Annotated in this window: 15 protein-coding genes and 1 pseudogene; 6 read left to right on the top strand and 10 right to left on the bottom strand. The window is 52.3% G+C overall.

Going from position 1 to position 22,123, the window contains the following annotated elements; translation table 11 throughout:
• The first annotated feature begins 49 nt into the window (after nucleotides 1-49).
• Entirely contained in the window at nucleotides 50-817 is a 768-nt protein-coding gene (locus LBW89_RS15060; RefSeq protein WP_148450690.1) for a methyltransferase domain-containing protein, read from the top strand.
• Nucleotides 818-873: 56 nt separating this feature from the next.
• Here LBW89_RS15060 and LBW89_RS15055 read toward each other — a convergent pair whose 3' ends face one another.
• On the bottom strand, nucleotides 874-1,905 hold the full coding sequence (locus tag LBW89_RS15055) for a LacI family DNA-binding transcriptional regulator (RefSeq protein WP_148450689.1): 1,032 nt from the start codon (nucleotides 1,903-1,905) through the stop codon (nucleotides 874-876).
• Between the two features lie 277 nt (nucleotides 1,906-2,182).
• On the opposite strand from LBW89_RS15055, the gene LBW89_RS15050 reads away from it, so the two are divergent.
• Both LBW89_RS15050 and LBW89_RS15045 read left to right on the top strand, forming a co-directional pair.
• A complete protein-coding gene (locus tag LBW89_RS15050; protein ID WP_148450688.1) occupies nucleotides 2,183-3,235 on the top strand; it encodes a 2,3-butanediol dehydrogenase in 1,053 nt (350 codons plus the stop codon).
• Between the two features lie 184 nt (nucleotides 3,236-3,419).
• Nucleotides 3,420-4,319, top strand: coding sequence for a GNAT family N-acetyltransferase (locus LBW89_RS15045; protein WP_225039465.1), 900 nt, complete (start codon nucleotides 3,420-3,422; stop codon nucleotides 4,317-4,319).
• A gap of 232 nt (nucleotides 4,320-4,551) precedes the next feature.
• Here LBW89_RS15045 and LBW89_RS15040 read toward each other — a convergent pair whose 3' ends face one another.
• Together LBW89_RS15040 and LBW89_RS15035 are read right to left on the bottom strand one after the other, a co-directional pair.
• Nucleotides 4,552-4,770, bottom strand: a complete 219-nt coding sequence (locus LBW89_RS15040) for a hypothetical protein (protein ID WP_225039464.1) — start codon at nucleotides 4,768-4,770, stop codon at nucleotides 4,552-4,554.
• Nucleotides 4,771-5,048: 278 nt separating this feature from the next.
• Complete coding sequence (locus LBW89_RS15035; protein ID WP_225039463.1) at nucleotides 5,049-5,864, bottom strand: MerR family transcriptional regulator; 816 nt, start codon at nucleotides 5,862-5,864, stop codon at nucleotides 5,049-5,051.
• A gap of 202 nt (nucleotides 5,865-6,066) precedes the next feature.
• Between LBW89_RS15035 and LBW89_RS15030 the strand changes: the two genes are divergently transcribed.
• The gene (locus LBW89_RS15030) at nucleotides 6,067-12,219 is read left to right on the top strand and encodes a phosphodiester glycosidase family protein (protein ID WP_225039462.1); all 6,153 of its coding nucleotides are present in this window, start codon (nucleotides 6,067-6,069) and stop codon (nucleotides 12,217-12,219) included.
• Between the two features lie 467 nt (nucleotides 12,220-12,686).
• Here the strand turns inward: LBW89_RS15030 and LBW89_RS15025 are convergent, their stop codons facing one another.
• From LBW89_RS15025 to LBW89_RS15010, 4 genes are read right to left on the bottom strand one after another with little or no spacing between them, the layout of a single operon-like run.
• On the bottom strand, nucleotides 12,687-13,445 hold the full coding sequence (locus LBW89_RS15025; RefSeq protein WP_225039461.1) for an ABC transporter ATP-binding protein: 759 nt from the start codon (nucleotides 13,443-13,445) through the stop codon (nucleotides 12,687-12,689).
• 8 nt (nucleotides 13,446-13,453) lie between these two features.
• A complete protein-coding gene (locus LBW89_RS15020) occupies nucleotides 13,454-15,778 on the bottom strand; it encodes an ABC transporter permease (RefSeq protein WP_225039460.1) in 2,325 nt (774 codons plus the stop codon).
• Complete coding sequence (locus LBW89_RS15015) at nucleotides 15,778-17,043, bottom strand: MFS transporter (protein ID WP_225039459.1); 1,266 nt, start codon at nucleotides 17,041-17,043, stop codon at nucleotides 15,778-15,780. The genes LBW89_RS15020 and LBW89_RS15015 overlap by 1 nt, the downstream gene beginning before the upstream one ends.
• A 10-nt stretch (nucleotides 17,044-17,053) precedes the next feature.
• Nucleotides 17,054-17,701 carry a TetR/AcrR family transcriptional regulator gene (locus tag LBW89_RS15010; RefSeq protein WP_225039458.1) on the bottom strand — a complete coding sequence of 216 codons (648 nt, stop codon included), beginning with the start codon at nucleotides 17,699-17,701 and terminating at the stop codon, nucleotides 17,054-17,056.
• 201 nt (nucleotides 17,702-17,902) lie between these two features.
• Between LBW89_RS15010 and LBW89_RS15005 the strand changes: the two genes are divergently transcribed.
• Both LBW89_RS15005 and LBW89_RS27905 read left to right on the top strand, forming a co-directional pair.
• Nucleotides 17,903-18,484: a YdhK family protein gene (locus LBW89_RS15005; RefSeq protein ID WP_225039457.1), complete on the top strand. Its 582-nt coding sequence runs from the start codon at nucleotides 17,903-17,905 to the stop codon at nucleotides 18,482-18,484.
• Between the two features lie 279 nt (nucleotides 18,485-18,763).
• A complete protein-coding gene (locus LBW89_RS27905) occupies nucleotides 18,764-18,877 on the top strand; it encodes a hypothetical protein (protein ID WP_225039511.1) in 114 nt (37 codons plus the stop codon).
• A 134-nt stretch (nucleotides 18,878-19,011) separates the two neighbouring features.
• Here LBW89_RS27905 and LBW89_RS14990 read toward each other — a convergent pair.
• The 3 genes and pseudogenes from LBW89_RS14990 to LBW89_RS14980 all read right to left on the bottom strand — a co-directional run.
• Nucleotides 19,012-20,607, bottom strand: a pseudogene (locus LBW89_RS14990) (bifunctional metallophosphatase/5'-nucleotidase); the annotation flags it as partial.
• A gap of 256 nt (nucleotides 20,608-20,863) precedes the next feature.
• Nucleotides 20,864-21,325, bottom strand: coding sequence for a GNAT family N-acetyltransferase (locus LBW89_RS14985; RefSeq protein ID WP_225039456.1), 462 nt, complete (start codon nucleotides 21,323-21,325; stop codon nucleotides 20,864-20,866).
• Between the two features lie 179 nt (nucleotides 21,326-21,504).
• Nucleotides 21,505-22,077 (bottom strand): nucleotidyltransferase domain-containing protein, encoded by a 573-nt coding sequence (locus tag LBW89_RS14980; RefSeq protein WP_225039455.1) that lies wholly within the window; start codon nucleotides 22,075-22,077, stop codon nucleotides 21,505-21,507.
• Nucleotides 22,078-22,123: the final 46 nt, after the last annotated feature.

Genomic DNA, 22,123 nt, shown 5'->3' with positions numbered 1-22,123 from the left:
CTCGCCGATGTCCCCTACAATGGGCTTACGAAGAGGAGCGTGATTCGTTATGAAAGAAAAGCTGGCGAGAACGATTAGTCACTACCGGAAAGAGAGGGGGTTCACACAGGAGGAACTCGCCCAAAGATTAGGCATCTCGTTCCAGGCGGTATCCAAATGGGAGAATGCTCAGACGATGCCGGACCTTGTCTTGCTGCCCGAATTGTCGAAAAATTTGCGGATCAGCGTCGACAAGCTGTTGGGGTATGTGCCGCAGGAGAGCCCGATCACGATCTATGAGGAGGAATACCGCAATAAGCAGTCCTATTACTGGGGAATCGAACCGAATCAGGCGTGCTATGAAGTTTTAAAATGCATGCCGCCCACCCGGCCGCTCAAACTGCTGGATATCGGCTGCGGCGAGGGGAAGGATGCGGTCTTCTTCGCCCGCAACGGGTATGAGGTGAGCGCATTCGATGTAACGGACGCGGGGATCGAGAAGACGAAAAGACTGGCCGAACAGACCGGCGTTCACGTTCATGCCTTTAAAGCCGATATTTCCGATTTCCGGCTCGATACCGATTTTGACATTTTATATTCCAGCGGAGTGCTGCATTATATCAAACCGGAGCTTCGAAACGAGATATTTGCCAACTATAAGCAATTTACCAGGCCCGACGGACTCCACGTTTTTAACGTCTTCGTGAACAAACCGTTCATAGCGCCCCCGCCCGAAAAAGAGCCCCATGCTTACCCCTGGCGTTCCGGTGAGCTGCTCGGCCATTATCATGACTGGCTGTTCGTCGAAAGCGCCGAGGTCGTGTTCGATTGTCATTAGTCGGGCATTCCACACCAGCATGCTATGACAAAAATGATGGGCCGGAAAATGCGCTTTTAGGCCTCGTTGCGCGAGTAATGTTTCATGCTGACGCTGGATTCCCTAACGATCAGCCGCGGCTCGAATTCCACCCGTTCATAATCCAAAGGCTGCGCGGACTGGATGCGCTTCAGCAGCAGCTCCGCGGCCAGGCGCCCCACCTCATTGCCCATAATCGATACCGAGGTGATCTGCGGAGTCGTGACGGTCGTCCATAAATTGTTGTCGATTCCGGCGACGGCCACATCCTCCGGAACCCGGACCCCCAGTTCCTTGAACCGGTTCACAATTCCGATCGCCACCATGTCGTTCACCGCATAGATGGCATCCGGCATATGTTTCAGGCTATAGAAATAATCGGCCGCCTGCCGCCCCGTTTCGAACGAGAAATCTTCACCGAAAAACACGAGCGAAGCCTCCACCTGTCTCAAGGACTGCTCGTAAGCGAGATAACGCTCCTCGATCTTGTCCTTGGGAGCGCCGGCATAGGCGATCCTTGTTCTCCCGATCTGCAGCAGATGCTCCATCACCAGCTTTCCTTCCTGGCGGGCCAATCCGACGATATCGGCCTTGAGGTCGGTGCTGAGTTTTTTTCCGTAATTGATAACGGAGACGGGAATGCCGCACTGATTGATCAGGCTTTCCAGCGTCTTCGGGTAAGCCAGCGGAAACAGAACGAGGCCGTCCACATGCAGCTTCTTAACCTCCCGCAAAATCTCAAGCTCAAGCCGGGCATTGCCCAGCGTATTAATCTGCACTACCCGGTATCCATGCTGCTTGGCCGCCTGTTCTACGGACCAGGCTATGTCGGGAATGATCGCGTTGCGGATATCGGGAACCGCCAGCGCAATCTGGCGGGTTTGGCGAATTTTCAGGCTCTGCGCCGAGGTATTCGGAACAAACCCCATCTCTTCAATGACCTGCATGATGCGCGCCTTGGTCTTCGCGCTGATGCCGCCGCTGTCATTCAGCGCCCGGGACACGGTCGCTATGCCGACGCCCGCTTGCTTCGCTACATCTTCAATCGTCACCTTTCTCCTGTTGGCCATTCGATTTTACCCTTTCTTATAGGAATCGTTTCCGAAAAATAACGAAAATTTTCACTCTTTGTTTATATTATATCATGTAACAGGCTTTGACTTTATAGTTACTATGGAATCAAATTACATTAATCACATGCAACAGGTAAAATCATTTGACAATATGTCGGATATGTGACAATATAGACATCGGAAACGTTTCCTAAATTATTTTATATTTTGACTGTTTAAGCTTTTTAATTTGTGACTTTTTCACTTTTTCTTCAAGACAGGGAGATGAGCTTTAATGAAGGCATTGAGATGGCACGGAGTAAAAGACTTGAGGGTTGATAACATTGAAGAACCGACTTCCCTTAAAGGGAAAGTTAAAATAAAAGTGGAATGGTGCGGGATCTGCGGCAGCGATTTGCACGAATATGCGGCAGGACCGATTTTCATTTCACAAAATAGCCCGCACCCGCTCACTAATGAGAAGGCGCCTGTCGTCATGGGACATGAGTTTTCCGGTCAGGTTGTTGAAGTCGGCGAGGGCGTGACGAAATTCAAAGCGGGCGATCGCGTTGTGGTCGAGCCGATTTTCGCCTGCGGCAAATGTACGGCCTGCAGACAGGGCAAATATAATCTTTGCGAACAAATGGGCTTCCTCGGACTGGCCGGGGGCGGAGGCGGTTTCTCCGAATATGTCGCAGCGGATGAGCACATGGTTCATAAAATTCCAGACAGCGTATCTTACGAGCAGGGCGCTCTTGTCGAGCCATCCGCTGTGGCGCTGTATGCCGTACGCCAAAGCCAGTTCAAAGTCGGCGACCGTGCGGTGGTGTTCGGCGCGGGACCGATCGGGCTGCTTGTCATCGAAGCGCTCAAAGCTTCCGGCGCATCGGAAATTTATGCGGTGGAGCTGTCGGCCGAGCGGAGAAACAAAGCGGAAGAACTGGGAGCCATCGGTTTGAATCCGGCGGATGTGGATGTCGTCCAAGAAATTCACCGGCTGACGGATGGCGGAGCGGATGTTGCTTATGAGGTAACCGGGGTACCGGTTGTACTGACCCAGGCGATCGAATCCACCAAGCTGAGCGGCCAGATTATGATCGTCAGCATCTTCGAGAAGGAAGCTTCCATCCATCCGAACCGGATCGTGATGCATGAGCGCAATATTGCCGGTATCATCGGCTACCGGGATGTGTTCCCGGCCGTCATCAGCTTGATGAATCAAGGCTACTTCTCCGCGGAGAAGCTGGTTACCAAACGGATCGGGCTGAACGAAATCGTGGAGCAGGGCTTTGAAGCTTTGCTGAAAGAGAAAAATCAGGTCAAGATCCTCGTTTCTCCAAATCTCTAATTGTTGAAAATATCGCAGCCGGGCAGGGCGTTCCTGTTCCGGCTGCTTTTGCGTGGCGTGTCATTTTCAAGTATAGCCGAGTTTGGCCTGGATACCCCGGGAGGCCCGTGTTAAGGTCGAGATAATAGAGCCGAAGGAGGCGTTTGCCATTAGCACGATTCCATCTCCCGCGGGAGAGGAGACAATGATCCGCCATTTTGATAAAGAAGATATGCCCATGCTGGGCGAACTGTATCAAGCCGTCATGAGAAACAAGGACGCCTTGTTTTGGTGGGTCGGCGATGAGGACAATTGGGAGAATGTATACTGCGCTTTCGAGCACGGCAGAATGATCGCCAAAGGTCAGGTCGCCGTCATTAATGTCGTTCCGCCGGGCCGGTCTACGGCATGCAAGCACTCCATTTATCTCAACTTGAAGACCGTTCCGGAAAGGGAGGGCGATACGGTCCTGCTGGATCGGGTTTATTCGCATTTGTTCGCTAGGTCGCTGGCATTGAAAAAGTCGCTGTCTACCGAATACGGCACTTTGCTTTGTATGGGAAATGATGCCGGGGAGGAAGTCAACACCCGTTATTTTACCGACAAAGGATATCGTCCCTTACACAGTCTGTTCTGCATGAGCCGCGACTTGCATGAACCGATCCCGGAACCAGCGCCGGTCCCGGAATTTGATTATTCCTGCTGGAGGATGGAGTCCGCCCGGGAGGAGCGCGAGTATTTGCAGATAGAAGCGGAAATTTGGCCGGATACGCCGCTAGGGCTTGAAAGGCTGAGGGAATACAAGGGAAAAGACCTGTGGACCTCCCTGGTGATCCGGCAAGAAGACCGGATCGTCGCCGGATTAATGGCCTGGCGGGAGGGGGACGAAGGGACGATCGAGGACGTTTTTGTCAGGGAGCCTTGGAGAAAACGGGGTTTGGCCAAGGTTTTGCTGGCCCAGGGTTTGCTTTACCTTAAAGCTCACGGTCTTTCGCGCGCCAATCTGATGGTGGCTACCGCAAACGCTTCCGCGCTATCCCTTTACGTATCGTTAGGCTTCAGGGCAACGAAAGAGGAGAGACGGTACGGCGTGGATTTGGAGTAACGAAAAGGGGGCGGCTGCTTTTTTATGCAAATGATAGCTGCCTCCATCTCATTCCACTGGTGAAAAATTAACGGGAATTCTGCCCGTTAATTTGGTGCCTATGCGGCGGCAGAGATGAATTACCGGGAAAATCTCCCGTTAATTCGTCCGAAATGGCGGATATCGGCAGCCCGGCCGCGAAATAGCTGGAGGTTTTCCTGCTAAATTTGATCCATGGGCAAAAAGCGGGGAATTAACGGGAAGTTTTCCCTCTATTTTCGTACCACATGCTGCAGTAGGAAGCGTAGTTCCCTTCCGGAGTGAGAACGGCCACCTTCAGGCTCAAATCCACGTGAGGACGTAGCATTTCCGCACTTAAAGCCTGTTCGGTTTCCGGGGTAAACCGGAATGAGCCTTCCCCGTTGGCCTCATGATCGAAGCCCCTCCATAAGACGCGCCCGTACTGGTACAAGTCCAGGCCATCCTCCATGCTCGTGATGGAGAACCCTGCGGGCAGCTCATAGCGCGTTGGTGTTTTGTCCGGACAGAAAACGGAGTCGGTCTCCTTATGTTCCGAGGCAAAATAACCGAGGTCCGCGGCAATATCTTGAAACTCCGTGTCGGTATCCGCGATAACAACGGAAAATTCCTTTTTACTGGAAGAATATCCTACTTTGTTTAGAATTGTTCTTTACCAAAGAGAAAGGTCTGGATGGCGATCCAGACCTAAAAGTTATACGGAAATACGGTTTATTTTTTCGTGACGGGAGCTTGAATTTCGGTCAGATAGTCGGCCGGATCTTCTCCGGTCCACGGCCCTTTATGGTAGATAGCCCGATGCGGGCCGTTCCAGCGGTAACCGTTGGATTCCAGCCAAACGCCCAGGGCATGATAGGCCGCCGACATTTCGTCGAACGGACCATGATGAAAGATGCAGGCCATTTCAGGAACAGCTTCGAGCTCCCTCACCTTGATACGGTCAGATTCGGCCGCTTGGCCCTGGAAGCACATCGTGACCTCCACGTCGACATTCCCTTCTTTATAACCCTCATCGTAATATATCGCGTAGCATGGTGCGGTCACCTTAACATGGTGCTCCTGGACAAAGTCCCCTAACTCGTTCCACAACGCCCCCTCCGCGTTATAAGCGTGCAGGGTGTCTCTCAGCGCCAGAACTTTATAGGCGGGGATCTGCTTAACAGTTACTTCATAATTCATATACATATCCTCCTTGTTAAGTTGGCCGATCAGAAACTCGACGCGCCGCAGTTTCGTGTGTTCACTCTCGATGACTTCCGTAATTTGACGCTTCCGGTTTTCCAACAGGCTGAGCAGTTGTGTGGTATCCAGATCCTGATTCATTAAGCCCGATATTTCCGCCAGGGAAAATCCCATCTCTTTCAAAACCTGGATTCGGTTAGCCCGGGGAATCTGCTCCACAGAGTAGTAGCGGTAACCCGTAAACTCGTCCGTGGACATTGGCTCTAACAGTCCAATTTCGTCGTAATGCCGCAGCATCCTTATCGATACTCTGACCAGTTTGGAAAAATCACCGATTTTAAACATAAGGCCTCCTCATATTTCGTTGATCCGGATCGTAATTATCATAGACCCTCCCATATTGTGAGAGTCAATGCGAAATCTCTTAACATAGTTTGCGATTCCATTTAATCTCTTGTTTACGTTTCGACAGTAAGATGTTCTTTATGTCATCGTTCTTAAGTTGATTTTGGGAGCGGAAAAACCGACAGGGAGGATATCGGGCAAAATGAGAAGGTTTAGGCGACAGATCAACGCAATTGTAGCATTTGTATTGTTTTTATCGTTGTTGCAGCCGTTAAGCAGCGTAAACGCGGCTTTCGGCGAGCCGCAGGCGGGCGGTTACGGCCAGGTTATCGATACAAGACGGACGGAAATCGGGCCGGAAGCCGTTTATGCCTGGATGGACATCCAGGATAACCGCGGCCGGCAGAAGATTCATGCGATCGAGTTTAATCCGGCCCATCCGGGTCTTGAACTGCAGGCCGGGACCAAAGACGGCAAGGTCTACGGGATGAAACCTTTGACAGAGATGGCCGCTTACGCGGACAAACCGGGAAATCGGGTCATTGCGGGAATCAACGGCGATTTCTATGAAATTTCCGGGATGGCTACCGGTGTCCCGAACGGCCTGTTTGTGGATGACGGCATCATTCTAAACAGCGGCAGCTCTTCCTACGCATTTGGACTTACGGAAGAAGGGCGCTCGTTATACGGAAAGCCGGTCCTGGAGAAAACCGTGACGATCGGCGGGCAAAAGACGAATTTGACCAGCATCAACCGTTACCGGAACGAGAATCAGCTCGTTCTGTTTACGCCGGATTATGCGAATTCCACGAAAACACCGGCTACAGGTGATGAGTTTATTTTAGATGTGTTGGAGGGTGAAGTAAAAAGCGGGCAAACCCTGAAGCTGAAGGTAGCCGAAGTCCGCTTGAACCAGGGGGATGCGCCCCTGGCAGAAGGGCAAGTCGTATTGTCGGCGTCCGGGACGTCCCGTGCGGTGACGCAGGATCTGAAAATCGGGGATGAACTGACGGCGAGCTTTGCGCTGGACGGAGAATGGAATGAGGCGGAGCTGATCATCAGCGGACAGGGGCCGCTCGTGAAGGACGGGGTTGTTAGAACCGGCATAGGACCAGCCGGCGTACATCCGAGAACGGCGATCGGCACCAAGACCGACGGCAGTGTCGTGCTTTTTGAAGTGGACGGTCGCGCTCCCGGGTTTAGCGAAGGGATGGAGACCGAAGAGCTGGCCGCGGCCATGCAATCCATGGGTATCGTCAATGCCATGAACCTGGACGGCGGGGGGTCCTCCACACTGGTTGCCCGGATGCCGGGGACTACGGGCGTCAAGATGATGAACCGGGGATCCGACGGCTATGAGCGAAAAGTCGGAAACGGCCTGCTGCTGGTCAATACCGCTCCCGAGCTGTCCACCGTCGCAAGTTTGGCGGTCCAGCCCAACGCCGAACGGATTCTTGCGGGAGCTTCGGTCCCTTTTCAGGCAGCGGGTGTAGATGCCAACGGGCATCCCGCTCCGGCTTTGGGGCAGGTGTCATGGCAGGTTGATCCCGTGCTTGGGACCATCGATGCGAACGGTTTGTTTACGGCCGGAGCGGCTGCGGGAACGGGCCGTGTGGAGGCGACCCTAGGGTCAGCCGAGGGCAGCGCGGAAATCGAAGTGGTGGATCAACTGACCGCCTTGGCGTTCCCGGATTCGATCAAAACGTATAGCAACGGCGAAAAGGTCGTTTTGTCCGTCAAAGCGCTGCGAAACGGGCAAACGATTCAGGCCGGCAACGAGAATTTTACATGGCGGGTCGAAGGCAACATCGGCACGGTCGACGAACACGGCGTCTTTACGGCGACGAACGAGAACGGGGCGCATGGCAAAATATATGCCGCCTACGGGGATGTAGAGGCCTCGTTTGAAGTCAACGTCGGTCTCCCTCCGGTTATGCTGGAGGATTTTGAAAATGGCGTCGGAAACTATAAAGCCACCATGGCGACAGCGACGAAATCCGCCTCCATTTCCGAAATCACCGATCTGGATTATGTGCGCGGAGGGAGCAAAGCGGTTAAATTGGAGTACGATTTCACCGGTACAACCGGAACCTCCGGCGCTTATTTAACCGCGCTCGATGGGAAATCGATCCAGATTCCGGGATACCCGGAAAAAATCGGCATGTGGGTCTACGGCGACGGGCAGAAGCACTGGCTGCGCGGCCAGCTTCGGGACGGAAACAAGGCCGCCATTGCGGTGGATTTTACCGATCAAACGACGGGCGTCGATTGGACCGGGTGGAAATATGTCGAGGCGGTTGTGCCTAAGGGGAAGACAACGCCGCTAACGATGGATCTGCCGGTCAGATATATGGAGACCAAGAACACGAACAAAACCGCGGGGGCGCTGTATATCGACGACATTCGTGCGGTATACGGACCCTTGGACGAAGACCGGACCCCACCGGTTTTCAAACAAAGCTCCCCCGGGGACAATGAAGTGGTGAAGACGGGAACTCCGACCATTTCCATTACCGCGGAAGATGCGGGCTACGATCCCGTGCAGCACCCGGGTACGACTCTGATCGACCCGGCGACGATCCGCGTCTATGTGGACGATCAGCAGGTGGAGTACGGATTCTATCCGCCGAAAGGGCAGATTTCCTATCAGCCGAAAACACCGTTGGCGGAAGGAAGGCATAAGGTGAAAGTGGCCGTCCGCGATTTGAGCGGAAACCAGAGCATCAAGGAGTGGTATTTTACCGTAAACCTGGGTTCTCCGTTCTATGTGTACGATACACCGGATACGTTGTATGCGGGCAAAACCTATACGTTGGACATCTATGCGGAAAGGGCCGCGGAGTTGAAGGAGGGGGTTGTTGCCTTCAAATTTGACCCGGCCGCCGTTAAAAATTTGGAAGTGGTACGCGGCGAAAAAGTAAGTGAAGGGCAATTAAGCTCCAACGTGGACGACCAGGGCGTCGTCAAGCTGGAACTGCATAATCTCCATGAAGCGAAGCTGGGAGACCGGGATCTTATCGGTCAAATCCGCTACACCGTACGGGGCGACTACGTCGGACCGCATACGTTGGAGGAGGCGGACGGACAACTGAGTAAGCCGCTGAAGATCGCCTTCCATGAAGGCTCGGTCACTTCCACCAAGGGATCGGGGCAGCCGGTTACTTATTTAAGCGCGGACGTGGAAGCTACCGTGCTGACGGAGCTCGGACTGACATGGAACACTTACGAGGTTGCCAAGGGCTATGAGGCTTCTTTCACGGTAAAAGAGGCGAGTGGAGCCGGCGCGGCAGGTGCAAAGCTGCTTCTGGACGGGGTGGAAGTACCTGATGCGGTCGCGGATGCGGCCGGTGTGATCAAGACGGACAGGATCACGCAAAATACGGGGACTTTTCACATTCAGGCGGTAAAAGGGGACAGTTACAGTCCATTAATGATTTTTAAAGTTGCCGAGCATGCGGGTTCCGCCGAACCGCGAAACATCAGCGTGACGATGGGCTCGGACGCCGCGACGTCCCGGCACATGACCTGGCATACGGATCCGGCAACGGAGGGAACGGTGGTGGAGTTGGCGAAACGTTCGGAATTTACCGATTTCTCGGCTGGGAACGTCATTCGCATCACCGGCGGAAGCTCCCTCTATAACACGAACAACGACGGTACGATCCGCGTGCACAAGGCGGAGGTTCAGGGCCTGGAGCCGGATACGGAGTACGTGTACCGCGTTGGAGACGGCGGCGCCAACATGAGCGCGGTCGGAACATTCCGTACAAGCGGACATACGGGAGACGCCGTAAAATTCCTGTTCATCGGCGATTCCCAAGCCGAAAACAAGAGCGGCTTTGCCCAATGGGGGAACACGCTGGACCAAGCGGTGCAGGATATGCCGGATGCCGACATGCTGGTCCATGCCGGCGATATGGTCGACAAAGGCTTTGAACAGGAGCAGTGGGATTGGTGGTTTGAGGCCGCCCAGCAAGAGCTGATGCAGACGACCCTCGTACCGATTATCGGAAACCACGAGGTCATGGGCAACAATGGAAACGGCGATTATCTCGCCCAATTCCATAATCCCCAGAACGGGCCGGCCGATACGAAGGGCTCAAGCTTCTCGTTCGATATCAATAATACGCATTTTGTCGTTCTGAACACGGAAGGTTCAGAGGAAAGTTTTAAGGAACAGGCCGAGTGGCTGGACAAAGACTTGGCGGGCACGGACCGTAAGTGGAAGGTGCTGTTCTTTCACCAGGGTCCTTACGGAAGCATTTATGCCAATGAGCGGGTGCAAAAGATCTGGGTTCCGATTTTCGACAAGCACCAAGTGGATCTTGTATTGAACGGACATGATCATATTTATATGCGCAGCTTTCCGATGAAAGGCGGAAAGATCGTTCCGGAAGGCCAAGGAACCCGATACGTGATCGGCGGTTCTTCGGGACCGAAGTTTTACTCGCTGACGGAGCGGTTCTGGCAGGAGAAAATATACGACGAGGACATCCACGTCTTTACAGGTGTCGAGATTGTCGGCGACACGCTTACACTAACGGCCAAAACGGTGGACGGTACGGTGATCGACGTGTTGACCTTGGGCAAGACCGAGCCAACGCTTCAATCGATTGAAATTCAAGGTAAGCTGCAGCTCGCTCCGGGCGACAGCGATCGTCCCGTAGTGGAAGGCGTATATTCTTCGGGAGCGCGGACGATCCTCCATGAAGGTATCGCGTATAACAGCAGCGAAGAATCGGTCGCTTCCATCGACGCGGACGGAACGATTAAGGCGCTGGCGGAAGGGATGACGGTCATTTCCGCAACCTACGAGGGATTGACCGATTCCTATAACCTGAAGGTTACCTTGGATGCACCTAATATGAGCGGAGTGGCCCTCCGCGGTCCGAAAGAACTCAAGCGGGGAGAAACCGGTACGGCTGTGACCGAGGCGGTTTACAGCGACGGCTCAAGCTATCCTTTGAAAGAGGGAGTCCTTTACAACTCCTCGAACCATAACGTGGCCACGATCGATGCCGAGGGCAGATTGAAGGCCGTGGGAGAAGGGATTTCCGTCATCAGCGCGGTGTATGAGGACTGGTCGGACGCGTACGAGCTGACGGTCAGCGCGGGCCTCAGACCGACGCCGACCCCGGATCCGGACCGGGATTCGGATGATTCGGACCCGGGAAATACAACGCCACAACCGGTTACACCGCCAGCAGCGGTCCAAACGCCGGGCGAGCTTATCATCGGAGAACGGGAGCTGCTTAACCGCGGGGCCGATGGAAGCGTGTCGGTGGAAACGAAGGGTGAAATCCGGAAGATTGTTCTGCCGGGCAACGCCGCCGAACTGCTCAAAGAGGCGCCGCTGCGGATTCACTCGGAGGAGTTGCAGCTGGACATTCCGGCAGCGGTATTCGGCCAGCTTGCGGCTCAACGGCCGGCGGGTACGACGGCAGGTTCTTCGATCATCCTGTCGGCGGAACCGGCGGGGAATGCACGGAATTGGCTGGACGGCGCAAGTGCCCGTTCGGGGGCGACTCTCTCGGCGGTCGGCGCGATGTTGACATTGTCGATGGAACTGAAAGATTCAGCGAATCGGACGATGGCTTCCACTGGCGCACTGACCGAACCCGTAACGGTCTCTTTCCCGGTATCCGTCGAAACGGATCGCGAACTAACCGGTATTTATCTTATCGGTCAAGACGGATCATTACGGTATGCCGGCGGGAAATGGGAGGGCGACCGGATTACGGCCAAAATCCATCAATTCGGAACGTTGGCCGTAGTGAAATTCGACAAATCGTTTGCCGATCTGCCTTCCGACCATTGGGCGGAGCGGACGGTGAAGAAACTCGCGGCCAGGCTGCTCGTGGAAGGCGTGTCCGCGGACCGGTTTGAACCGGACAGACAGGTTACCCGGGCCGAATTTACGGCGATGCTCGTCCGGGCTTTGGGGCTTGAGGGCAGCCAGAGTCAAGGGGGCACACCTGTTTTCGCCGATGTGAAGGCGGGCAGTTGGTATGCCGAAGCTTTGGCGCTTGCCGGCCAGGCTGGACTGATTCAGGGAACGGGCGAAGCGAACTTCCATCCGGATCGGGCCATCACCCGTCAGGAAATGGCCGCCATGCTGGTGAGAGCTTATGCCAAGGCGGCGGGAAGCGGCGCGATTTCTATAGCGCCGGCAAGCCTGTTCTCCGACCTGGACGGCTCGCCGGTCTGGGCTCGCAGCGCCGCCGATCAAGCCGGCGGACTGGGTCTGATGAAAGGGCGGGGGCAAGGCCAATTCCATCCGTCCGCCAACGGTACCCGCGCCGAAAGCGCACAGATGCTGCTGAATCTGATTGAACGGTTGGAGCAGCGGCAATAACCAAAGAAGACAGGACTGCCGAAGTGAGTAATGAGCGGTCCTGTCTTTTTTATTTGGGGTTCTAGGCGGTTGAGCTCGCGAAGCGTACGAAACAAAAAACACCTGATGGGTTCGTTATCATAGGAGTGTTCAAGCTACAATGTATAACGAAAGGAAGAGGTGGTTTAATGGCCAATGGAAGTGATATGTCACATACAAAGAAGCGCCTAGTGTGCTTTCAAACTTCCAACTCCAAAAAGATGCAAATCTGCAGGTATTTAGGCCGCTTCCCGAGGGGATGTGGAAAAAGATGCAAATCTGCAGGGATTTCCAGCGATTTTAGAGAAACGAGCCGGTTTCGTCGAAAATTCCTGCAGATTTGCAGGTATTTAGGAATTTTGAGTCCAAACAGGAAAAAAGCATGCAGATATGCAGGAATTTTATGTTATCAAGGTTGTTTGACGGGTAGTTATGAGTGTTTTCGCAAGTCAAATCCCGATCTCCCGCATTTTTAACGTCACTTCTTCCATTCTTCCGTCCAGATCCGTACCGCGGAACTTCGGAAGCTTCAATTCGCTTGCGATATTTCCGTCGCGCATAAACAGGATCCGCTCCGACCGCGCCGCAACCTTGGCGTCGTGGGTAACGAGCAGGATCGCCGTCCCGTCCGCGTTGACTTCGGCAAACAAGTCCATGACCTCCTCCCCCGACCGGGAGTTCAGTGCGCCTGTAGGCTCGTCGCCGAAGATGATTTTCGGGTTGTTCATCAGTGCCCGGCATATGCCGGCGCGCTGCAGCTGACCTCCCGAAACCTGCGTAATGTCGCGCTTTTCCAGGTCCCCGATGCCCGTTTTTTTCATCAGGACTCTCGCCTTTTCCAAAATTTCAGCGGCGTTTCTTCGGTTTCCGCGCATGGACGGCAGAATGATGTTGTCGAGAATATTCAGATTTTTCAGCAGGGTCGGCTGTTGAAACACAAACCCCATTTTCGTTCTGCGCAGGTCTGAGAGTTCGTTCTCTCCGACCTTCGTTAGATCGCTGCCATCAAACACCACTTTACCGCCGTCAATGCGATCCGTTCCGCTTAGGGCAAACATCAGTGTAGATTTTCCCGAGCCCGAGGGGCCCATCACCGCGGCGAACTCTCCTGCGTGGATTTCGAGGGAGACTCCGTCCAAAACGATGCGTTTTTCATTACCCTCGCCAAAAGATTTTACCATCCGATCCCCGATCAGCACTTTTTCCATTGGTAGGTTTACTCCTTTACATTTTCGGATATTTTGATTCGACCCGCGTTCGCTGTACCGATTAAGGTGGCGGCAAGCACCGTGCACATCATCATGAGCGGACTGAGAAAATACGCGGAAAGCGAATGGACCGAGAAATGAAACGTTGACGCTCCGAACGAGGAGATCACCGCACCGGCAAGCATCTGTCCGAGCGTGTTGGCCAGCAGGGTGCCGAGAACGATTCCGATCAACAGAACGAAAATCGAACGCGAAACATACTGTGCCGTGATATCCGAGTTCGTGAAACCGAACGCCTTCATGACGGCGATAGAATACCGGTCTTTGGCCACAAGCAGCTTCGTAAACAGCAGCGTAACGAGGGCTGCGATCAGCAGGCTAACCGCGATGGCGGCGTTGGAGGCCTTTTTCACGGCGCTGATCGTTGACCCGAACGTCTGCCGGACGAATTCCGCAATGTCCGAAACCTTGGCAAACCCAAACCGGTTGGCATATACCGATACCTTTTCACCGGCAAGAGCCGGGTTCGCGAGCTCGGCGCACACAATGCTCCGCATTGGAGCCGCCGAATCGTCTGCAAATACAGCCTTGGCGGTTTTGCCGCCGTTTGTCACGTCGGAATAGATTCCGACCACCATGAGCGTTTTCTCCTCCTCGTGAAGAAGTAGGGTAAGGGGGTCGCCGACCTTTTTGCCCAGATCATCGGCATAGATGACCGAGAGGGCGATTTCGTCATCCGCAGCGGGCGCTCTGCCAGCGGAATAAGCAATAGGAAAGACCGAATGGTCGCCGAGCTCGACCTTCATATTCTCCTCCGAGCCGCTCTCCAGCTTGGCCCGAAAAGTTTTGGTGGTGAGGACGGCGTATTTGGCAATGTCTTTGTCACCGTCCATGACGTCGGTAATTTCGCCGGTTTTCTCGGAAATCCGGTCGGTCTGCTGAATGTCGATGCGCAGGTCGTAGCTCCCGATTCCCATATATTTGATAAAGCTGTTCGAAGAGATGGTATGATGCAAGTTTTGCGGAACGATCAGAATAAATGCGGAGATGACCAGAACCGCGAGCATGGTGGCGTACAGTTTTTTTCGCGACAGGACTTCCTTTATCCCCAGAAACAGATTTGTACCCAGCAAACGATTTTCGCTTAAATGAAAGCGCCGGCCGGCCGTGGTCTTTTCCTGTGAAACGCCGAAACGAATGGCTTCCGCTGCGGAAATATCTCTGAAGCGATTCAGGACCCGGTCAACATACGCCACGATGGCGAGGGAGACGAGCATCACGCCGATCCCGCCCCAAAGTAGCGCGTAAGAAGAGTTTCCGCTTTCCCCCATAAACAGCCGGATATTTTCAAGCAGCATGCCTTTGAACATAAGGGATAGGACAAAACCGAGTAAGCCGCCGGCCGTCGCCGTCGCCGCGTACTTCGCCAAAACCATTTTTTTGATGTCGGACAGGCGGAGTCCAATGGCCTTCAAAACGCCGATTTCACGGTAATCGTCTTCCATTTTCGCCAGGAGGGTAAACCGGATGCATAGCAGGGCGATGGCGACGACAAGCAGGCTGATCAGTAAAATAACGCCGATCATCATTCCGTCGGAAAGGGCGTTCAGCATTTTAAAAAGCGGATAGGTGACCGTAGGGCCGTTCGCTTCGAGACCCGCGGAAGCGTACGCGGTTTCGAACGCGCCTAGTTTGGATGCATCCTTCAATCTGAACTCGATCAGATACTCCAGGCTACCGCGCCTTTTGAGTTCGGCATAGTCATGCTTGCTTACTAGAAATCGCTTTGAAGCGGAGAGGGTGGAGTTCATCTGGGAATCCCGGAGGAACCCCGCTACGGTCAACGCTTTCCCGCTGATTACGGCCTTGTCGCCGACCTTGACGGCGTTGTCCCGCATAAAGTGAATGGGTACATAGAGTTCACCTTTAGCCGGCCGGATCACGTTCCCGTCGAGATCAAGCAAGTAGTCAAACCTCTCGCTCTGTACGCTGAACCCGTTGTCCTGAACGCTGTTCATAAGCGTCCGATCGCCCAAAACAATCTTCGACCCGTCGATATTGAGAAATTCAAGCACCTGAAATTCATCGACGTTCCCGTTCCGCTCCGCAAAGGCGTTAAGCCGGGCCGTGTCGATCCCGCCGGAATGCATCTGCATGAAATGCGGCGTTTTCGCCGTCTTCATCAGCGTATCCAGCGCTCCGGTAAGATGGATGGCGAGGATGCATGCAAGCGAAAGGAGCATACCGGCGGCAGCTACGAAGATCAGGGTTGTGAGCGTAACGGCTTTGCTTCGGAGAATATCTTTTTGCATAATTTTAAAATATAAGTGCATTAGCCACCTCTTGTTTCAAGCTGTCTTACTGATTTGATCCGGTACAGAATACCTGAAGTCACGCAGAGCAGTGCCCCTCCAAGTATAATGAGAAGCCCCGCGCCTCTTCCGCTTCCCGTCCCGATGATCCGTCCCACACTGCCGGCAAGCGTCCCGCCGTCAAGCAGCAAGGGCGTGAACGCAACGTCCGCCAGCACGCCCGAGATCGAATAAGCGGCTACATATCCCAGTTGGGAAATCAGGCCGATCAGTCCCCAAGCTCTGCCTTGAACCGAATTTCCGATATGGGTTCGAATCAAATAATCCAAGCTTGTGTTGGCAAACGGAAGCATGCCAAAAAACAGAAACCCCGACACGCTGATGAGAACCAGATTCTCGCGCAGTCCGAACGCCCCCATAAAAATACCGGCACAACACAGCGAGACCGAGAGGATGTTCACATGCCCCCGCTTGATGGGGATCATCCCGATCATTACACTGGTCACGAGCATTCCCGAAGCGGCGATCGTAATGACTGTTCCTAATTTGGAACTGTCCGTAAAGGAAAGAATCATCGGCGTGGCCAGCGTTTGGATAAATCCGAGGAAAAATACGATCACCGACGTCATAAGCACAAGCACGAGCACGCCTTTATTTTCGGAAAGGGCACCCCATCCGTCTTTAAATTCGCGGACAAACGGTTGTTTTGTTTCGTGGTTTTTGGAAGCAAGGCCTCTGCGTACGGCGACCGTCGCGGCAACGGTAACCCAAAAAGTGCATATGTCGATCGCCAGCAGCAGCTTAATATCCGAAATCTGGAGCAGAAATCCGGCTAAGATCGGCGAAATCAAATATTTTGCCGAACCCGCCGCCTGAACCAGGCCGCTAGCTTTGGTGTACTGTTCCTTGGAAAGCAAGTCCGAAACCGTCGCTTTGTAAGCGGGGTCCATCAGTGAGGAGAACACCGAGCTGACCGTAATTCCCACGCAAATCTGCCACAGCTGAGCGCCGCCTTGAAGCATACAGACCAGAATATACACAAGGCCCGCCGCGGACAGGCTGTCGCCCGCCACCATGAGAAGCCTCCGATCATAGCGGTCCGCCAGGACTCCCGCCAAGGGCGTTAACAGCAGTGAAGGCAGAAACGCCAACAAAGTCACAAGCGCCGCAGCCGAAGCTTTGCCCGATTGCTGAAAAACATAGACTCCGAGCCCGAATGACGTAAGTCCGCTTCCCACGGCGGAAACAAACTGACCGGACCACAGCAGGAGAAATTTCCCGAACATTAGGTCTGGACTACGCATGAGCGCCCCGATTTTCACCGCCGAACATGGGTATCACGGACATTAAACTTCCGCTCTCCGCACCCAGAAGTCGCTCCGTATTAAAGACGAATGCCTGTAGGCGTGAGGCGAGTTCTTCGTCCGTCAAAAGAACAATATCGTCATCAAAAATGGTGTTCGCATAAACCACGACCATTTCCATGCATTCATACGGAAACGGGGTGTTGAACACTCCTTGCCCGATACCTTCACGGATAATTTCCGTCAAGATCGGGGGGACTCCGCCGATGATGAACTTTTGTATTTTTCGATGCATCAGCGCGTTTTCCGGCTTATGAATCTGCTCCATAATTTCCTCGCTGCTTCCTCCGCTTAAGTTCAGAGCCATAACGACGCGGACAATGCGTTCGACGACGGGGACGCTCCGATCCGCGGCCACTTCCCGTGCCGCGCTTAACAGCCGGGCGCTGTAGCGTTCGATCAGCGCGTCCATGATATCCTCCTTCGACTTGAAGTGATGATACAGCGTGCCCCGGGCGATTCCGACCTTTTCGAGAATATCGTTCGTACTGGTGCCCTCGAAGCCTTTTTGCCCGAACAGCTCATCCGCCGCGTCGAGAATTTCATTCTTTCGCTCCTCGGCGTTTTTTACGACTCTCATTTCATTCACCTCACCTTTATGCTCTTCCCACTAGACCGACTGTCTGTCGGTTATATTCTAACATGATCCTCCATCGTAAAGTCAAGATTGCGGGATAAATTTTACAAAATAGATAAGAAATCAGGGGGGTGATAGGTTTGATATATACCCCAATGGGGTATATTGTGTTTGTAGCGATAAAAACAAGGAGTGAAGCAGGGGATGAAGAAACAGCTAATTTTACTCGGTATTGCCGCGCTGATTTCTTTGAGTGGATGCCGCAATAACGCCAACCAAAGCACTACAGAAGGCAGCGCCCCCACCGCGGGAGATGCGAGTCATTCCGAGATGAATCATTCCGAGATGAGCCATTCGGGATCGGGTGTAATTCCGTCAGGTTTAAAGGAATCGACAAACCCGAAATTCAGAGTGGGAAGTCAAGCGGTTATTCACGCGGACCATATGCCGGGAATGAACGGGGCAACGGCAACGATTGTCGGGGCTTATGAAACCACCGTCTATTCGGTATCGTACATCCCTACAACTGGTGGCGATCCGGTTAATAAACACAAGTGGGTTATCCACCAGGAAATAAAAGACGCAGGGGACAAACCTTTTGAGCCGGGTGCCAAAGTGATCTTAAATGCGGACCACATGCCGGGAATGCGCGGAGCGAACGCTACCGTGGATACCGCCCAAGCCATGAACGTCTATATGGTGGACTATACACCGACCACTGGCGGAGAAACCGTTAAAAATCATCAATGGGTTACGGAGGATGAATTGTCTGCAAAGGACCTGTAGAGTATGGAGAGAGCCGCCTGTACGGGCGGCTCTCATTTTACCATTTAAGTAGTACGATTCACTAACGGCAGCACGATCCTTTGTCCCGGATAAATCACGCGGGGGTTTGTAATCTTGTCTTTGTTCAATTCATAAATTTCTCTCCAACGCGTTCCGTCGTTTAGCGTTTTCTGAGCAATTCGGAAGAGATTATCCCCCTTAACTACGGTATACGTTTTTGCGGCTCCCTTTTGTTCTTGTGCGGAGGATTCGCGGTCAGACGCTTCGGTTGCAGGAGCCTTGCTCACGGAAGCTTCGCTTCCAGGGGCTTTGTTCACAGGAGCTTCACTGGCAGAAGCTTCGCTTTCTCCCGACGGCTTGGCTCGCCACTCTTTGACCGACTTTAAAGAATAGCTATCCGCGTCCGGTTTTACAACCACTCCGCCATTCAAATGCTCCGTAAATAACTCGACAAGCGGTACCGCATATTGAATATAAGTTTCAACTTTTACGTCAGGATCTCTTTCGACGGCCTTTTCAAAAGTGGCATATCCATCTTTACCAAGAGCCGTGAACGAATTCGTGGCTACAACATAGGTTTTGTTCATGTCGATGGGGGACCATACACCTGTTTTGCGATCTTTGACTTCAAGATTGTACGCGCTCTTCATTCCTTCGTCGGCGTTTAAATAAACGTCATATCTCAAGTGTGACGAATAGGGGAATGCGCCTGTCGACTGCGTAATCCCTTGCGAATAACGAATGGCTTCGTCCAACACATCGCGTATTTCTTCGCCGGTTAATTCAAGAGTCGTTATCGTATTCGAAAACGGCAGCATCGTATAGGCATCGGCCATCGTAAAATCGCCTTGCCTAAAAGTTTCTCTTACGCCGCCCGCATTTTGGATAGCCACGTCGGCATGGGGCAGGCCGTACAAAAACGAGTCGGCAACCACCTGTGCCGCAAAGCTGCCGTTCGCGTCGTTAGGATTCGTGAAAGGTTTCGGAATTCGTTCGTTAGACAGATTTTCCTGGATAGAACCGATGACGGTTTCCATTTGGGCTTCTAGTGCTTTTCGGTAAGGCGTAATAGTTTCCTCCATAGTCGGATCGATTTGACCCTCCACTAGAACGCTGTTGTTTGCAATAGCCTTTTTAATATGGGTTAAAGCTGTCTCGTTCGCATCAACCCATTGATCGTCCACATTCACTTGATACGGTCCGCCGACAGGTAGAATCGGACTCCCTGCCGCGCTGATGATTTCGCCCTGTGCATCAAATTTCAAATCGATCCTGCCCAAAGCTTTAGCATATTCCCATGCTTGAACAATATAAGTGCTCTTGCTGTCTGCGTTCTGAACCATCGTCGGATATTCGCCGGTTACCGGCAAGCCTAAAGCCTTTGCTTCTCCCGAAGAATCGAGCAAGTTGTGCGTGTCTCCGCCAACGATCAGGTCAACGTCGCTCGTTTCGGCTGCCAACACTTGGTCGAAATCGTATCCTAAGTGGCTCAGCACGATGATTTTATTGATGCCTTGTCTCTTTACCTCTTCCACCGTAGACTTAACGAACTCGATTTCGTCAATAAATTCGACATCCTCGCTAATCAGAGAAGATTCCTTCGTTTTTTCAATTTTGATAACGCCGATGATGGCGATCTTTTCACCGTCGACTTCTTTGATCAGATAGGGCTGGTCCAGGTTTCCGTAGAGAGGCGATCGTTTGGTCGGCTTTATGTTGCCTGCCAGAATCGGGAACCGCGCCGTCTGATACAAATCGGCAAAATGTTGGTCGCCCTCGTCAAACTCGTGATTGCCGACCATGTAAGCATCAGGCCGTAAGGCGTTGATTACCTTCATGTCGGTTTCGCCCTTGTACAGGCTGTAATAGAGGGTTCCGTTTAATTCCCCGCTCTGCAATAGCAAGGAATGATCGTTTCTATGTTCACGAATGAATGAAGATATGTAAGACATTCCGCCCAATTGCAGGCGCACCTTTTCTCCTTCTTGAGTGTCGTCATAGTTTAAATTCAGATCAAAGGTTTGGGGATCCAGATGCGAATGATGGTCATTCACGTGCAAAATCGTCAAATTAAAAGGTTCCGAGGCACGAGCCGTTGCAGGGCTGCTTAATGAAGCGAGCATCATAGCAGCTAAACCAAGCCCAAGCAAGTTTCTTTTCAACATAACTCTCTCCTTTAAGCTGATTTTTTATAAGGAGAGTTTACACGTCGAGGATTTTGATACGTTGCGTTATACGTTAAGATTATGTAAATAAAGAGGTTGGGACGAGCGCCCGTTACCGCTTTGACAGCGGGGCAGATAAATAGAGGCGTTTTTGGCGCCTATTTTGTCGAATTCGGCTGGGCGGGGTGAAGTAGCAGCCCAAAAGGCCGCTATTTCAGCGGGCGGCTTGAGAAATGCAGGGCATCCTTAGACTCATAGTAATGTTTCTTTCAGAGAATCCCATTTGTTTATAAAGTCGAACAGCATGATTATCTGCAAAAACTCCCAGACGAATCTCAGGATATCCTTCGGACTGCAGGTGCTCAATGGCACTTTTCATTAAGTGTTTAGAGATGCCTTTTCCTCTATACTCTTGAGTTACATATAATTCGTATATAAAGCCAATCATCTCATCGGTGAATTGGTCTTTGATTGAACCTATTAGAATCCATCCCATCAAATTATCTTTTTCTGCAGCTATTAAGTAGTAGCGGCCCCTCTCCAAAAGTGGCTCAACGAGTCGCTTGATCCTTTCGTCTGTTGGTCTAACTCTGCCCAGTGTCCCTTCAAATAAGGCTTGTGGCGAGAGTTTCAAAATGCTTTCAAGCTCCACAATGTTTGGTTTTCTGATTTCCATAGATATGATGTACTCTCCTGAATAATATAACAAAATAGGGGTTAATCCCCCTCTACACTTTATGTCCGCTAAGACATCTTCAACTATTAGTCTTTCCTAACCCGCAATTAGTTTTTCTAACCAACAACGACAAGGGGTCTCGATCATTTCCTTACTGCCGATACGGGTCCTGCCAATCATTATTTTTTCAGAAACTTAATCCAAGGATGCTCGCCATAAACGATCCTTAACGAACCTTGAAGCCACCGCCTTTGTTCAAAATCCAACCGGGAGAAAGTATTCTCAAAATCAACGTCATCTTTCGGTCTCGCACCTTTTGATTTGTAAAGCAATGTAATTTCCGGACGAAGGTAAGGAATTCCATTAGTTGTTTTCATGATAGCTTTAGACAATTCTCTTCGAATTCTAGGATCTCTGCGATAAACCCATTCTTTACCTTCAAGCTCATTAAGAAGAATCTCTATCTTTTCGTTTAATCGTTCTGCATACGTTTCATGTATAGGTAATTCTAACCTTTCATCTACTCCCCAGGGTTCAATTTTCCCACCGACAACCTTCTTGAATTCCCATCCAGACAAGTATTCAAGAATACTTATTTGGTCGTTTCTAAACACAACAATTTCAATGTCACTATGCTCTCTTGTAGTTTTGCCAAGAAAGAGGTCTATCGCCCAACCTCCAGCAATTGCCCAAGGCTTATTAAACCCCTTCATGGTTGTAAATACGGAAGCATAAGGTTCTATTGAAAACACCTCCTATACGTCATCCGATGTCTTTCACATTTACAACGCCAACACC

Source organism: Paenibacillus sp. alder61 (assembly GCF_020179875.1).
GTDB classification, from domain to species: Bacteria; Bacillota; Bacilli; order Paenibacillales; family Paenibacillaceae; genus Fontibacillus; species Fontibacillus faecis.
Note: the sequence above shows the minus strand (reverse complement) of the source record. Positions and strands in the feature narration are given on the sequence as shown.